The organism is Streptomyces mayonensis (assembly GCF_018982965.1).
GTDB classification, from domain to species: domain Bacteria; phylum Actinomycetota; class Actinomycetes; order Streptomycetales; family Streptomycetaceae; genus Streptomyces; species Streptomyces mayonensis.
Window position 1 is genome coordinate 17,492 of record NZ_JACBYP010000005.1, and the last position, 13,972, is coordinate 31,463.

Sequence of the window (13,972 nt, forward strand, 5' to 3'; positions counted from 1 at the left end):
TCACTTGTCCAGCAGGGGCGCGAACGACTTGTCGATCGCGTCGAGGGTCTTCATGGCGTCGCCGTAGGTGGCGGCCTCGGTGAAGGCGACGGGGAAGGCCCGCTGCTTCTTCACGGCCGGCAGGTTCTTCCACAGCTTGGAGTCGAGGACGGCCTGCACCGCGTCGGGAACGCTGCCGTCGGTGTTCACGGAGTAGGTGATGACGTCCGACGCGCCGAGGGAGTCCGACAGTTCCTCGAGGGAGGGGTACTCGCTCACGGACCTGGAGCCGGGGCCCGGTTCCTTGGGCTTGCCGACGTAGTCCGCGCCGACGTCCTGGGCGGCGTTGGTGCCCCAGGAGCCGTTGAACTCGCGCTGGAAGGTGCCCTTGGAGGTGTCGCCGTACGAGCCGACGTGGCCGAACTTCAGCCCGTCGAGCGCGTCGGCGTACTTCTTCTTCAGCTCGGCCGCCTTGGCGTCGTACGCGTCCTCGGCCTTCTCGTAGGTGTCCAGGACGCCGGCGGCGTCGGCGTGTTGGCGGGAGACCTCGCGCCACTCGGAGGGCACCATCGGGCCGACCGCGACGACCGGGGCGATCGACTTCAGCCGGTCCATGTCGATGTCGCCGAGCACCGGGACCGGCACACCGAGGACGATGAGGTCGGGTTCGGCCTCGGCGATCGCCTCGTAGTTGGTCTCCGAGGCCAGTTCGCCGGCGACCTTGGGCAGCTTGTCGTAGGCGGCCTTCTCCTCGCCGTCCATCATCGGCTCGCCCCGCTTCCACGAGGAGATGCCGACCAGCGGGGCGTCGGCCTGGATCAGGGTCGGCACGGCGTACCCGGTGGCCACGACCCGCTCGGGGTCGGCCGGGATGGAGACCTTCTCGTCGCCCACGGTGAACTCGCGGGTCTTCTGCCCCGACTTGTCCGACGCGTCGCCGGCCGACGAATCGCTGTCCGAGGACCCGCAGGAGGTCAGGGCCACGGCGAGTGCCACGGCACCTGCCAGGCCCGGGATTCTGCGAGCGAACATGGTGCGACTCCTTCTGCTGGGCGAGACCGGCCCGCCGGCGGGGGCGGGGGTCCGCTCGGTCTGTGACTCCCCGGCGGTTGACCGGGGAGGGTCGGGGTGAGTGGGGCAGTGGGCGCGGGGGCCTCAGTGCCGGTGGTCGTCGTGGTGCTCGTGCTTGTGCCGTCCGTGCGGGGCGCGGTCGTCCGGCGCGTGCTCGTGCTTGTGCCGTCCGTGCGGGGCACGGCCGTCCGGCGCGTGCTCCTGCGGCACGTGGTCGTCCGGCGGATGGTCGTGCTCGTCGTCGAAGTCGGCGACGCCGCGCTTCCAGTAGCCGGAGATCTCGTGGTCCGAGCGCGGCAGGCGCAGCACGTCGCGGATCCAGCGGCGCAGGGGCTTGATCTGCCCTGCCTCGCCGGCGATCCAGGCGTACAGTCGCTCGCCCTCGGGTACGGCGATCGTGGTGACGGACCGTTCCAGAAGGCCGCCGGTGCCGGCCGGGCGGGCACCGCGGTGCAGCCAGCGCACCTCCATTCCCTCCGGGGCGGCGAGCGGGATCTCCTCCGTGGCGTCGGCGACTTCGACGAAGGCCCAGCCGCGGGCGTCACGGGGCAGCTGCTCCAGCCAGCAGGCGACCGCGGGCAGTGCCGTGATGTCACCGACCAGCAGGTAACGGTCGTAGACGGGTGGCACGATCAGCCCGCCGGGCGGGCCCGCGACGTGGGCGACGGCGCCGGGGGCCACCTCCTGGGCCCAGTCGGAGGCCAGTCCCCCCGGGTGCGGGGCGATGTCGATGTCGATCTCGCCGGCCACCGGGTCGTGGCGGCGCACCGTGTACTCCCGCGAGGGGGGGGCCGGACGCGGCCAGCGCAGCAGGTCGCCGTCCGGCTCGGGAAGCCGCAGCGAGCCGTCGGGCTCCGGGAAGATCAGCTTCACGTGGTCGATCGGCGAGTGCGACTCGAAGCCCTCGACGCCGGAGCCGCCGAGGGTCAGCCGCAGCAGCCCGGAGCCCACCATGGTGGTGCGCACCACCCGTGTCTCCCGGACCCGGATGGGGTAGCGGACCTTCGCCGGGACGTCCCCCGCCCTTACCTGGGCGATCCGCTCCAGATGGCGGTGCCCGTGGTCGGTGCGCGTCACTCCTTCTCCCCCGTCAGCACGGTGATCCAGTGGGCGACTTCGGGGCGCTCGGCGAGGTCGGGCAGCTCCAGTCCGGGCGCGCCGGCGGACCGCCAGCGCTCGACCAGGGTCATCAGCCGGACCGAGTCGAGGCCGAGGTCGAAGAGATCGTCCCCGGGGCGGATGTCCGAGATGTCACAGCCGATGATCTCGGCCACGTCCGCGCGGATCCGGTCGGACGTCAGTGACTGGTTCACCTGTGGGCTCCTGGGAAGTGTGTGCACGGACCGGACGGCCGGCGCGGCGGGTGGGAAGGGGCGGGAGCGTCGGCGCGGACGACTGGGACGCTCTGTGGGTGCGGGTGTGGGGGCGGGGCGGGGCGGGTGGGGTGCGGGCCCGGGGTGTGGCAGGCTCACGCCACGTCCGCCAGACCGAGCGCCTCCAGCAGGGTGCGGAACTTGGCGGTGGTCTCGGCGAGTTCGGCCTCCGGCCGCGAGTCCGCGACCACGCCGGCGCCCGCGAACACGCGGACCGTCCGGTCACTGACCTCGGCGCTGCGGATGGTCACGGCCCATTCGCCGTCGCCCTTCAGGTCGTTCCAGCCGACCATGCCGGCGTAGTAGCCGCGGTCCCCGGGCTCGATCGCGGCGATGGCGTCGAGGGCCGCGGCCGCGGGCACCCCGCCGACGGCCGGGGTCGGGTGGAGCGCCTCCGCCAGCGCGAGCGCCGAGGAGGCCGGGTCCTCGGCATCGCGCAGCCGGCCGGTGATGCGGCTGGACAGGTGCCACATGGTGGGGGTGCCGATGACCTCGGGTCCGGCGGGCACCTCGAGGTCGGTGCAGAACCGGCCGAGGACCTCCGCCACCTGTGCGGCGGTGTGGGCGTGTTCCCCGAGGTCCTTGGCCGATCCCCGCAGTCGCGCGACGCGTTCCCGGTCGACGGCCTCGTCGCCGGAGCGCGGTGCGGAACCGGCCAGCGGATTGGCGCTCACGGTCGTGCCCCGCCGGGACACCAGCAGTTCGGGGCTGGCCCCGACCACGGTACGGAAGGCGGAGTCGCCGGGCGCGGTGACGTCGGCGGCGAAGGCGTAGGCGGCCGGGTTGGCGTGCACCAGCCGGGTCAGCAGCGAGGGCACCCGGACGGGGGCGTCGGCGGTGAGTTCCAGGCAGCGGGCGAGGACCACCTTGCGCAGCCTGTCGTCCCGGATGAGGTCCACCGCACGGCGTACACCGTCGGCGTAGCCCTCGGGCCTCGGCAGCGGCCGCACCCGCCATCCCGCACCGGTCCGGGCGGCGGGGACCGGCAGGTACTCGGGCGCACCCGCGCGCCGCACCACGGCGGGCACCACCAGGGACGCCCGCGCCTCGGGCCGGAAGCCGATGGCTCCGACCACCACCGGGTCCGGCAGCCCCGCCGCGGCCGCCGACTCCAGCGCCCGGGCGACTGGTGCCGCCCGCGGTCCCGCGGCCGCCGCGACCCGGGAGTACACGCCGTCCGCCAGCATCGTGCCGCGTGCCGAGGAGAAGTAGAACGATCCCGTCAGATAGGCCGCCAGCAGGTCGGCGGCCTCGTACACGGGCTGGGGGCGCACCGCTGTGGATATGGACACGTCCGCGAATCCTTTGCTCCGGCGAAACGGGTGAGGCTTGGGTCGAGCCGATCGTGACGACCGGACTGATCGTGACGACAGGGCTGATCGAACTGATCGGGCTGATCGGGCTGATCGGGCTGATGGTCGGGGCTGGTGGAGTACGTCCTGGTCGAAGCCGGGCCGCGCGGTCCGCGGGGCCACCGCGGTGGGACGGAGTCGGCGCGGTGGGACGGAGTCGGCGCGGGCCCGGGAGCGGGCTGCCGGCACCTCAGCGGGTGCGTTCGGCGTGCGCCACCAGACTGGCCGGACGCAGGTCCGTCCAGTGCTCCTCCACGTAGGCGAGGCAGGCGGCGCGGGTGTCCTCGCCGTGCACCACCGACCATCCCCCGGGTACTTCGGCGAACGCGGGCCACAGCGAGTGCTGGTTCTCCTGGTTGACCAGGACGAGGAAGCGGGCCTCGTCGTCATCGAACGGGTTGGCGCCCATGGGGTCTCCTTGTGGGGGATGCCGGGAGGGGGGCCGCCGGCGGTGGTACGGCGATTGCGCGCGTCCGGGGCTCAGTCGGCCGTGACGGCGAGGTCCTCGGCCGGCTCCGCCCCGGCGGCCGTGACCGGCACGCTCCGTCCGGCACGGTCCAGCAGCAGGGCGTCGCAGATCTCGCCGGAGCGGACCGCGAGCGTGGACAGCAGCGAGGACGTGATGCCGTGCGTGTGCTGCGAGATCGCACCCTGCACGTAGATTCCCGCGCGTACCCGCGACGTGGTGAGGACCCGGTGGTCGCGGCTGATCCGCAGCCGCCCCCGGCCGTCCGTCAGACACTCCTCGGCCAGTGGACCGAGCAGGGTGCGCGGGTCGGCGGGGCGGTACCCGGTCGCCATCACCACCGCGTCGCAGTCCAGGGTGTACGGCTCGCCCTCGACCAGTGGGCGCAGGTGCAGCCGCACATCGCCCTCGCGCTCCTCGACGGCCGTGAGGGACGTCGTGTTGAGGAAGCGCAGCCGCTCGGCACCCGCGATCTTCTCCTGGTAGGAGGTCCGGTACAGCTGCTCGATCAGGTCGGGGTCGACGACCGAGTAGTTGGTGTTGGAGTGGTAGTCCATCAGGGACTGCTTGACGTCCTCCGGCGCGGAGTAGAAGTGGTCCACCGCGTCCGGGTCGAAGATCCGGTTGGCGAAGGCGCTGTCGTCCGAGGGGCTGTACCCGTACCGGCCGAAGACCGCGCAGACGTCGGCGTCGGGGAACTCGCGGTGCAGGAACTCGACGGTCTCCGCGGCGGACTGGCCGGCGCCGACGACGGCGAAGCGGCGGTGCGGGCGGCCGGTCAGCGAACGGTGGTGCGGCAGGAGGTCCCGGTTGTGCCACACCCGCGGGCCCGGTTCGACGCCCTCGGGGAACTTGGGCGTGAGTCCGGTCCCGACGACGAGGTTCCGGGCCCGCAGCGCCTCGGCCGCGGCCGTGGGGTCGTCCACCGGCCGGGAGAGCACCTCGAGGACGTCGCCGTCGCCCGGCAGCCGTACCGAGTGGACCTGCCGGCCGTAGCGCACCTGTTCGCCCATCGCGGCGGCGCACCAGCTCAGGTACTCGTGGAACTCGATCCGGGTGGGGAAGAAGGTCTTCTGGTTCATGAAGTCCACGAGGCGGCCGCGCTCGTGCAGGAACCGCAGGAAGGTGAAGCGGCTGCCGGGGTCGCGCAGGGTGGCCAGGTCCTTCAGGAAGGACACCTGCATGGTGGCGCCGGCGAGCAGCATGCCCCGGTGCCAGCCGAACTCCCGCTGCCGTTCGAGGAAAGCCGTGCGGAGCGCGCGGGCGCCGCCGCTGTGCGCGTTGTGTTCCGCGATGGCGATGGCCAGTGCGAGGTTGGCCGGGCCGAACCCGATGCCGACCAGATCGTGGACCGGCTGCTCGTCGTACCGCTCCGCGCCTGCGTCTGCGTGCCCTGCTGACATCCTCTTCCTTCGCTCGGGGCCCGACGGGGCCGCCTTCGTTGATTCCCGCCCGATGTTTATTAGGTAAGCCTCACCTAACTTTTCTCATTGTTGGCGCGGTGTCAAGCCCGCTCAGCCCCTGATCCGGTACAGCCGTGCCGCGAGGGTCCACGGGCCGACGGGCACTCATCGGTCCGCGAACACGCGGTCCGTGGTGGTCACCACCGCACAGCGTCCCGCCGACCAGCGCAGGGCCATCGCGTGTTCCTCCGGTGAGAAGTCCGCCGTGGCATCGGCGACCACGAAGGACCTGATGTCACGCATCCAGGCGTCGCAGGCCGTCGTCATGACGCCGATGTGCGCGTACACCCCGACGATCACCAGTTGGTCGCGGCCCCAGCCGCGGATCCGTTCCTCCAGGTCGGTACGGGCGAACGCGCTGTACTTCCATTTGGTCAGGACGGTGTCCCCCGGCGCCGGAGCCACCTGCGCGGGCACTTCGAGGATCGCCGGGTCGTCGGCCGCTCCCGGCCCCCAGAAGTCGAGTTGGAGGCCCCGCTGCTCGGGGGTCTGCCCGCCGATCTGGGTGGAGTACACGACCGGCACACCGAGGGCGCGCGCCCGCTCCAGGAGCCGGGCGGTGTTCGTGAGCATCCCGGTCAGCGGCTGGTCCCCGGCCGGGAAGGCGGACAGGAAGTGCTGTTGCAGGTCGTGCACGAGCAGGACGGACCGCGCCGGGTCCGCCGTCCAGGAGACCCGGTTCTCGGGCAACTCGTCGGACGTGGGGAGCGGGTAGGCGGCGATGGCGGGAAGTGCCATGGGGCTGGCCTCTCAGTGCTGTTCGGAGGTGTCCACGTGCTGTTCGGCGGTGTCCACGTGCTGTTCAGGTGCGTCTGCGTGCTGTTCGGGTGTGTCCGCGTGCAGTTCGGCGGTGTTCGCGTGCAGTTCGGGGGTGCCCGCGGCGGAGCGCAGGCCCTTCTTGCTGACCTTGCCGACACCCGTCTGCGGGAAGGCGTCCACGAAGCGGACGAGATCCGGGACCTTGTACGCGGCGACCCCGCGGGAGCGCACGAACGCCTTGACGTCCGCGGGCCGCAGCGGTTCGGCGTCCTCGCGCAGGATCACGTGCGCGAGGGTGCGCTCGCCCAGGAACTCGTCGGGCACCGCCACGAGCGAGACGTCGTGGACGGCGGGGTGGGCGAGGATGATGTTCTCGACCTCCTCGGGGGCGACCTTCTCGCCGCCCCGGTTGATCTGGTCCTTGGCCCGCCCCTCCACCACCAGGTGACCGGTGGGAGTCCGGCGCACGATGTCGCCGGTGCGGTAGAAGCCGTCGGAGGTGAACGACCGGGCGTTGTGCTCGGGAGCCCGCCAGTAGCCCCGGACGGTGTACGGCCCGCGGGTGAGCAGGTGGCCGAACTCCCCCTCGGGCACGTCCCGGTCGGCGTCGTCGACGACCCGGATCTCGTCGTCCGGTGAGATCGGCAGGCCCTGAGTGGTGACGACCGTCTCCGTCCCGTCGTCGAGGCGCGTGTAGTTGACCAGCCCCTCCGCCATCCCGAAGACCTGCATCAGCCGGCACCCGAGTGCGGGCTCCAGCCGTCGCGCCGCCTGTTCGCTGTATTTGGCGCCCCCGACGAGGACCAGGCGGAGCGAGGTCAGGTCGTACTCCGTGCGCGCGGCCGCTTCCGTCCAGAGAAGGGCCAGCGGGGGAACGAGACCGGTGAGGGTGACGGCCTCGCTCTCGATCAGCGGGAAGGCGACGGCCGGCTCGGGCCCGGGACACAGGACGACCGTGCCGCCCGCGTAGAGGGTGCCCAGCCAGCCGGGCGAACTCATCGGGAAGTTGTGAGCCGCCGGCAGCGTCACGAGGTACCGCGTGTCCCCGTCCACGCCGCAGATCTCGTTCGACCCGCGCAGCGAGTAGACGTAGTCGTCGTGGGTGCGGGGTATCAGCTTGGACACACCGGTGGTCCCGCCCGAGAGCTGCAGGAACGCCAGCTCGTGCGGCTCGGGGCCGGGCAGCGGCCCGGACGGCTCGCGGGGCACGTCGGCGAGCGCCGTGTGCTCGCCGGGATCGCCCAGCACGAACACCTCCTTCAGCCGCGGGCAGTTCTCCCGGACCCGGGAGGCGAGCGCGCGGTGGTCGAAGCCGCCGAGCTCGTCCGGGACGACGTACGCCACGGCCTCGCTGAAGGAGCAGAAGTGCTGGATCTCGGTGTCGCGGTGGGCCGGCAGCGCGAACACCGGCAGGGCGCCGATCCTGAACAGCGCGAAGACCACCTCGGCGAACTCGGCCACGTTCGGGAGCTGGACGACGACGCGGTCGCCCCGTCCGATCCCGCGTTCCGCGAAACCGGCGGCCAACCGGTCCGCCGCCTCGTCCAGTTCCCGGTAGGTACGAGTCCTGCGCCGGGGCGCGGGATCCACCAGCGCGACCCGGTCGGGGTGTGCCGCGGCCCGCTCGCGCAGCACTCCGCCGAAGGTCTCGCCGCGCCAGTAACCCCGCTCGCGATAGCGGTCGGCGAACTCGGCGGGCCAGGTCGGGGCGTCCAGGCCCGGGGTGAGCGCGTCCGGCGGGGTGCGGGGCTGTTCAGCGGTCACGGCAAGACTCCGAGGTGGTACGGAAGAAGGACAGGACAGGAAGGTCAGGTCAGGTCAGGTCAGGTCAGGTCAGGTCAAAACATGTCAGGCCAGGACATCAGGGCGTGCGGGAGCGGCCCGTGCGGGGTCCGCTTCCGCGCCCCGACGGCGGCACGGCGCCGTCGGCTCAGGCGCGCAGAGTGGCGCCGCCGTCGACGTAGAGGTCGTGCATGGTGATGTGCCGGGCCCGGTCGGAGGCCAGGAACGCCACGGCGTCCGCGACGTCGGCGGGCTCGGCGATCCGGCCGAGCGGGATGCCCGTCCGGTACGCGGCGAGGTCTCCCTCGATGACGCCCCGGCGCCCGGCCTCGGCACCTCCCGGGGCGTCCTCCCACATGGCCCGCTGCATCTCCGTCAGGGTGGAACCCGGCGAGACGGTGTTGCAGCGCACGCCGCGGGGCGCGACCTCCAGACCGAGGCACTTGGTGAACATCACCGAGGCCGCCTTGGACGCCGCGTACGCCGCCATTCCGGCACGCGGAACGCCTGCCGCGTTGGAGGCCACGGTGACGATGCTGCCCCGGCCCCGGGCGGCCATCCCCCGTGCCACCGCCCGGGAGACGTGCATGACGCCGTGGGTGTTGACGCCGAACACTGCGGCCCAGTCGGCGTCGTCCAGTTCGAGCACGGGACCGCCCCGCAGGACGCCTGCCACGTTCACCAGGATGTCGAGCGGCCCGAGTTCACGTTCGGCCACGTCGACCACGCGCTCCACGGCAGCCACGTCACTCACGTCCAGCTGTCGTGCGACGACGCTGCCACCGGCCTCCGTGTGCCCCTTGGCGACGGCCTCGGCCGCGCCTGCGTCCACGTCGGTCGCACACACCCGGGCTCCCTGCCCGACCAGGGCGTCCACCACGGCGGCGCCTATACCCCGGCCCGCGCCGGTGACCAGGGCCGACCGCCCCTCCAACTCCCGCACCCGGCTCACCTGTCCCCCGCCGTCCGCCCCGCGGGCCCACGGTGTGGTCCGGCGCCACGGCAACGGCCGAGCGCGGAGGCGGGACTTGGCGAACAGTGACCTGACGGCGTCATGACCTCGAAGTCTCCTTGCGGTTCGTACTCTGGCCACGCATGGCAGGACACAGGGCACCCCCCGGGGCGTAACATAGGTAAGGCTAACCATACCTACGCTGTCCGGTGGCTGCCAGCCCGCCGCCCCACAGCGCCGGGCGCACCCGTACGCTGCGGACTGCGGACTGCGGCCCGTCCGCCGAGGCACACGGACCCGGCATTCCCTCAGAACGAGCGGCGAACGAGCGTCACGCCCGGCCGGAGGGACACCTCTGCCGAGCCGCGCCCGCGAGGGCTTCCAACAACACTTCGGCCACCAGTTCCTGGACCACGGCGGTACCGTGCTCCGCCACGGCCTCGGCCAACGTGATCGGCCCCCGCCGCACGGCGCCTGGCGGGACGGGCGGTCGCCGACCACATGCGGGCCGACCTTGTCATCGACGCCCCGCACGCGGCCGAACGGACCCGCGCCGGCCTCACCGGAGCCGTCCTCCACAGCGATCACGGGGCCCAGTGCCGCGGCTGGGCCTCCGCCGACGCCCACCGCGAGGCCGGCGTCACGCGGTCCATGGGCGCGAGCGGCTCCGGCGCGGACTCCGCACTCGCCGCCTCCTGCAACTCGACCCGCGAGCGGGAGATTCTCCACGGCCCGCCGGGCCCGGGACACCGCGCGCGAAGCCCGTCCGGACCTCTTCCGCCGGCTTCACCGCGTGGGACTTCTTGCCGGAGGCGACCACCTTGGGGTGTCCGGGGCCGGAGTGGGACCTACTCTGCGCCCTGTTCAAGGCCCACACCCGCGCCGAAAGGCCGCACCGACCTGCGGATCCTTCAGTGACTGCGGCTGCTGTTGCTGTTGCTGTTGCTGTTGCTGTTGCGCCCGTCTCCTCAGCGCTTCCCGCCGTTACGTCCCGCGAGGACCAGGACGGCTTCGTCCCCTCGCGGGGTTTCGGCGGTCAGGACCAGGGAGGCGACGTCGGGCGCCTTCGGGGCGGTGCAGCGCAGCGAGATCTTCTTGACGGGAGGGAGCAGGTTCGGCAGACCTGCCGTCGGTGACGCACTCGCGGGCAGCAGGGCGGCGAGCACCTTGCCGAGCGGGATGCCGTCCTCGAAGACCGATGTCGCGGTCAGACCCACCGATTCCGGATCCTTGTCCGCCTCCAAGTCGAACTGCATCGACGGCTCTTCCTCCTCCGCGGAGCCGAGGGCGAAGGAGCCCTTGACCGTGACCTCGATGGCACGGCCCTTGTCGGTGCCTTCTTTGGCGGCACCCTCCTTCGCGGCGGGGGCGTCCTCGGCGGTGTCCTCTTTGGCGGTGCCGTCCTTGACGGTGATCTTCATGTCGAGTCCGACCCGGGTCTGGACATCGGAGGTCAGGGGGAACTCGGCGAACGCCTTCGCCTCAAACTTTCGTCCGGATTCAGTGGACTCGACCGTGAAGCTGAGTTCCTGCAGGGTCAGTTCGGCCAACGAGGCCGGAAGACCACTGCCCATGGTCTGCTCGGCCAGGGTGCTGATGTCATGGAAGGAGATGCTCTCGGCCTTCGCGTCCAGCTTCCAGCTCCTGGGGTCCTGGCTTTCCTCCGTCCTCGCCTCGATTTCCGTACTGCCCACGGTGAGCTTGCCCTCCAGCGTGCGTCGGTCCTTCTGCTCGGAGGCGAGGAACAGCACCGGTTCGGCGAGGTCGGGCAGTTTCCACCGGGCTCCGGAGAGGACAGGGGCTCTGGAGGCGACCGAAGTCTTCTCCTGCCCGGCTTCCTCGACCTCTGCGGCTTTCTTCCCCTCTGCAGCTTTCTCTGCCTTCTGCTCCTTCTCACCCCCTTCCTCTTTCGTGCCAGGGACCGCGTTGAACGCGGCCACGAGTGACTGTGCCCCCAGGCTGCGGAGCGGGCTGAGGTCGAACGCGGGGAAGGGCTCCGGCAGGCGCCACCCCGGGGCGTCCACGAGCAGCGTGAATCCCAGGACCGTGCCGTCCGGCGGGTCGGCCCGGAGGAACGTCGCCACTGCTCGGCACGGCTCCTTGCCGAGGGCGCGCACGGCGCAGCGCCCTCGCGCCGTCATGCTTTTCTCGGTGTACTCCAGCACCTTGAATTCCAGCTCGGAGCATGCGAGATGTGTGGAGAAGACGCCGCTGACCACAGGGTCGGCGAAATGGTCGGCCCGGAGCTTCAGGCTCCCCTTCTGTGCCATGTCGGCGATTTCCTCTACGGACAACGGCATTGCTGCATCCCGTCCTCGATGGTGTGTGGCCGCTTCAGCCGCCCGTTTGGTGAACGGGGGCTCGGCGTCGTGCTGGGCGGTGCATGTCGCGTGCCGAGCCCGGTGGAAGCCTGTGGTGCAGGGGTTCCCGGCAATTCCCGGGGGCGGGGATCCGGCCCGGCTCAGGGCGATGCCGGGCCGGGTCTCAGTCGGGGAACACGTGGTTTCCCCACGCGATGGTGACCTTCGCGGGGCCGGTGTTGTTCACGTCGGCGGAGACGAGCGTGGCCCGGTCGGCGTTGAAGTAACTGTCGCCGCCGCGCCCGCCGCTGCCTCCGCCCCCGCCGGCTCCTCCGCCACCGCCTCCTCCGCCGCCGCCTGCTGCGTACGTGCCCGACCAACCTTGCCCGGAGCCTCCCCCACCACCTCCTCCACCGCCCATGCCCGCAGGCCCTCCACTGCCACTGCTCCCGGTCCCGTGGCCACTGCCGTTCACACCGCCGCAGCCACCTTGCCCGCCGTAGCCGCCCTGTCCCCCGTGGCCGCCGTTGCCGCCGCGGTTGAATGGACCATCGCTGTACTTGGGCAGGCCCCCGCGGCCGCCGTTCTGTCCGGATCCGTATCCGCCGCTGTTTCCCTCCTGTCTCCCAGCATGACCGCCGGTACCGGCCTGGGACGGTGTCCCGCCCGTACCTCCGCCTCCGCCACCGCCTCCGTACTGCCAGGTGACGAGGTTGGTTCCCCAGCCCTCGGCTGCGTCGGCCCCGCTACTACCCGGGCTTCCGTCCGCAGCGCTCCCGCCCGGGCTGCCTGCGAACGTGCCGACGGCGGCGCCGGCGAGTCCGGCATCGCCTCCGACGCCTCCCCGTCCTCCGTCACCGCCCCACCCGCCCAGTCCGCCCTCGGCGTAGCGATTCGGAGTACCCGGCCCGCCGCGCGCGCCGGCTTCCCCGTTCTCCCCTCTGCCACCCGAACGCCCGGCGTCCCCGCCACTGCCCGCTCCCGCGATCAGTGTGTCGCCGCGAAAGATCTGTGCCGACGCACCCGACGCGCCCGACGCGCCGTCACGGGCCATACGGACGCGGATGACGTCTCCTGGACGGACGTGGAACAGGGCCCGGATCCCCGCGCCCCTGCCTCCGGTCGCCCCGTTGTCGGACCTGCCACCGGCGCCCTGGGCATGCATCGAGAGGATCGTGACGCCGGCAGGAACAGCGAACGTGTGGTCCATGGTCGTACCACTGTCGGTGAAGTCCAGATGGCCGGCCGGGTTGCGGATGCGCAGCTTGCCGTCGGCCCTGATGTCTCCCTTGGCATTGAGCCGCCCGCCCACGGTGACCTTGCCCGTCATGAGAGCTGCCCCCGAAACGGCGTGCCCTTGGCGTCGCGGAACTGCGCGTCGGTGGTGATGTCGCCGGTCGAGGCGACAGCGCCGGTGACGTTCATGTCGGTGCCGACGGTGAGGTCCTTCTTCGCGACCACGGAGTCCCCGACCGTGAGGGTGCCCATTCCGCCGTACAGGGTGCCGGAGACATGGCATGCCTTGTCGACGACCACCGCACCCTCGATCCTGAGGTAGGGGGTTTTGTCGATGTTGTCCGGGCCGCTCGGCTTGATGCTCTTGACCGTCAGGCGGTCGATGGCCGGTTCTTCGACGGCGACCGCGGTCGAGAGGTGGTGGGTGATGGTCTCGCCGGAGCGCTTGAGCGTCACTCGGACACGGAAGTGCGTGTCGCGGGTGATACCGGTGACGGGGAGCTGCCATTTCTCCTGGCGGGTCAGCTGAACCGGGGGCTTGTCCCCGTAGTAGACGTCGCAGACGGCGTCCGGCGGTGCGGTCCACGTGAGGACGGTCTTCTGGTCCGGTTTGAGCAGAGTGGCAGGGGTGGAACGGGGATTGCCCTGGGCGTCGGCCTCGTAGAGGGCGAGGTCGCCGACCACGTCGGCGGTGAGGGCCTCGGCCGGCGGGAACTTGGCGACAGCAAGGCTGACATGGTGCTCCTCCCAGGTATCGCCCCTGTCGACGCTCACGGTCTCCTGGATGGCCAGCAGGGCCGTTCCCGCGCGCGCGTTGGTCCTGAAGTCCGTGATGCGAAGGAGGAGGCCATGGGTGGTGGGGGAAACCGGCTCACCGTTGACCGGGCGGACCGTGACCTTCGTGCCCTCCGCCGCCGGGAAGGCGGCCGTCTCGTCCTGGGGCAGGGCGAGGAGGACTCCGTCCTGGATCTCGTCGACGGTCCACTGGTCGGCCGGTTCGGCGGTGACGGTGACCTGCTGGCGCGCGGGCACCAGGTGCTTGGGGAGGTCGCCGGCGGGGAGGACCACGCTGATCTGTTGGCACAGGACGTCTCGGGGCCCCGAGTTGGACACGACGACGTAGAGGTGAGCGGGCCGGTCGGTGGCCAGCGTGGCCGGGACCGTGGCCAGGCTGTAGGTCAGGCGGCTGGTGCCGTCGTGCTGGGCGCTCATGTGTGGCTGTTCCTCCGGCTTTCGCGG

Annotated in this window: 11 protein-coding genes; all 11 read right to left on the bottom strand. The window is 71.7% G+C overall.

From position 1 onward, the window contains the following. The 11 genes from HZS56_RS02835 to HZS56_RS02885 all read right to left on the bottom strand — a co-directional run bounded on the left by HZS56_RS02835 (nt 1) and on the right by HZS56_RS02885 (nt 13,945). On the bottom strand, nt 1–1,011 hold the full coding sequence (locus tag HZS56_RS02835; RefSeq protein ID WP_216719047.1) for an ABC transporter substrate-binding protein: 1,011 nt from the start codon (nt 1,009–1,011) through the stop codon (nt 1–3). A 123-nt stretch (nt 1,012–1,134) separates the two neighbouring features. Further along, the gene (locus HZS56_RS02840) at nt 1,135–2,127 is read right to left on the bottom strand and encodes a siderophore-interacting protein (protein ID WP_216719048.1); all 993 of its coding nucleotides are present in this window, start codon (nt 2,125–2,127) and stop codon (nt 1,135–1,137) included. Next, a complete protein-coding gene (locus tag HZS56_RS02845) occupies nt 2,124–2,363 on the bottom strand; it encodes a phosphopantetheine-binding protein (protein ID WP_216719049.1) in 240 nt (79 codons plus the stop codon). Before HZS56_RS02845 ends, HZS56_RS02840 begins: the two co-directional genes overlap by 4 nt. Nucleotides 2,364–2,518: 155 nt before the next feature. After that, nucleotides 2,519–3,715 (bottom strand): isochorismate synthase, encoded by a 1,197-nt coding sequence (locus HZS56_RS02850; protein WP_308407965.1) that lies wholly within the window; start codon nt 3,713–3,715, stop codon nt 2,519–2,521. Between the two features lie 250 nt (nt 3,716–3,965). Next, complete coding sequence (locus HZS56_RS02855) at nt 3,966–4,184, bottom strand: MbtH family protein (protein WP_216719050.1); 219 nt, start codon at nt 4,182–4,184, stop codon at nt 3,966–3,968. A 71-nt stretch (nt 4,185–4,255) separates the two neighbouring features. Further along, nucleotides 4,256–5,644: a lysine N(6)-hydroxylase/L-ornithine N(5)-oxygenase family protein gene (locus HZS56_RS02860; protein WP_216719051.1), complete on the bottom strand. Its 1,389-nt coding sequence runs from the start codon at nt 5,642–5,644 to the stop codon at nt 4,256–4,258. A 165-nt stretch (nt 5,645–5,809) separates the two neighbouring features. Beyond that, entirely contained in the window at nt 5,810–6,442 is a 633-nt protein-coding gene (locus HZS56_RS02865; protein WP_216719052.1) for an isochorismatase family protein, read from the bottom strand. Nucleotides 6,443–6,454: 12 nt separating this feature from the next. Then, nucleotides 6,455–8,227, bottom strand: coding sequence for a (2,3-dihydroxybenzoyl)adenylate synthase (locus HZS56_RS02870; RefSeq protein ID WP_308407966.1), 1,773 nt, complete (start codon nt 8,225–8,227; stop codon nt 6,455–6,457). A 166-nt stretch (nt 8,228–8,393) separates the two neighbouring features. Beyond that, nucleotides 8,394–9,197 carry a 2,3-dihydro-2,3-dihydroxybenzoate dehydrogenase gene (locus HZS56_RS02875; protein ID WP_308407967.1) on the bottom strand — a complete coding sequence of 268 codons (804 nt, stop codon included), beginning with the start codon at nt 9,195–9,197 and terminating at the stop codon, nt 8,394–8,396. A 968-nt stretch (nt 9,198–10,165) separates the two neighbouring features. Next, nucleotides 10,166–11,467: a hypothetical protein gene (locus HZS56_RS02880; RefSeq protein WP_216719054.1), complete on the bottom strand. Its 1,302-nt coding sequence runs from the start codon at nt 11,465–11,467 to the stop codon at nt 10,166–10,168. A 1,356-nt stretch (nt 11,468–12,823) separates the two neighbouring features. Further along, nucleotides 12,824–13,945, bottom strand: coding sequence for a hypothetical protein (locus HZS56_RS02885; RefSeq protein WP_216719055.1), 1,122 nt, complete (start codon nt 13,943–13,945; stop codon nt 12,824–12,826). Nucleotides 13,946–13,972 lie beyond the last annotated feature (27 nt).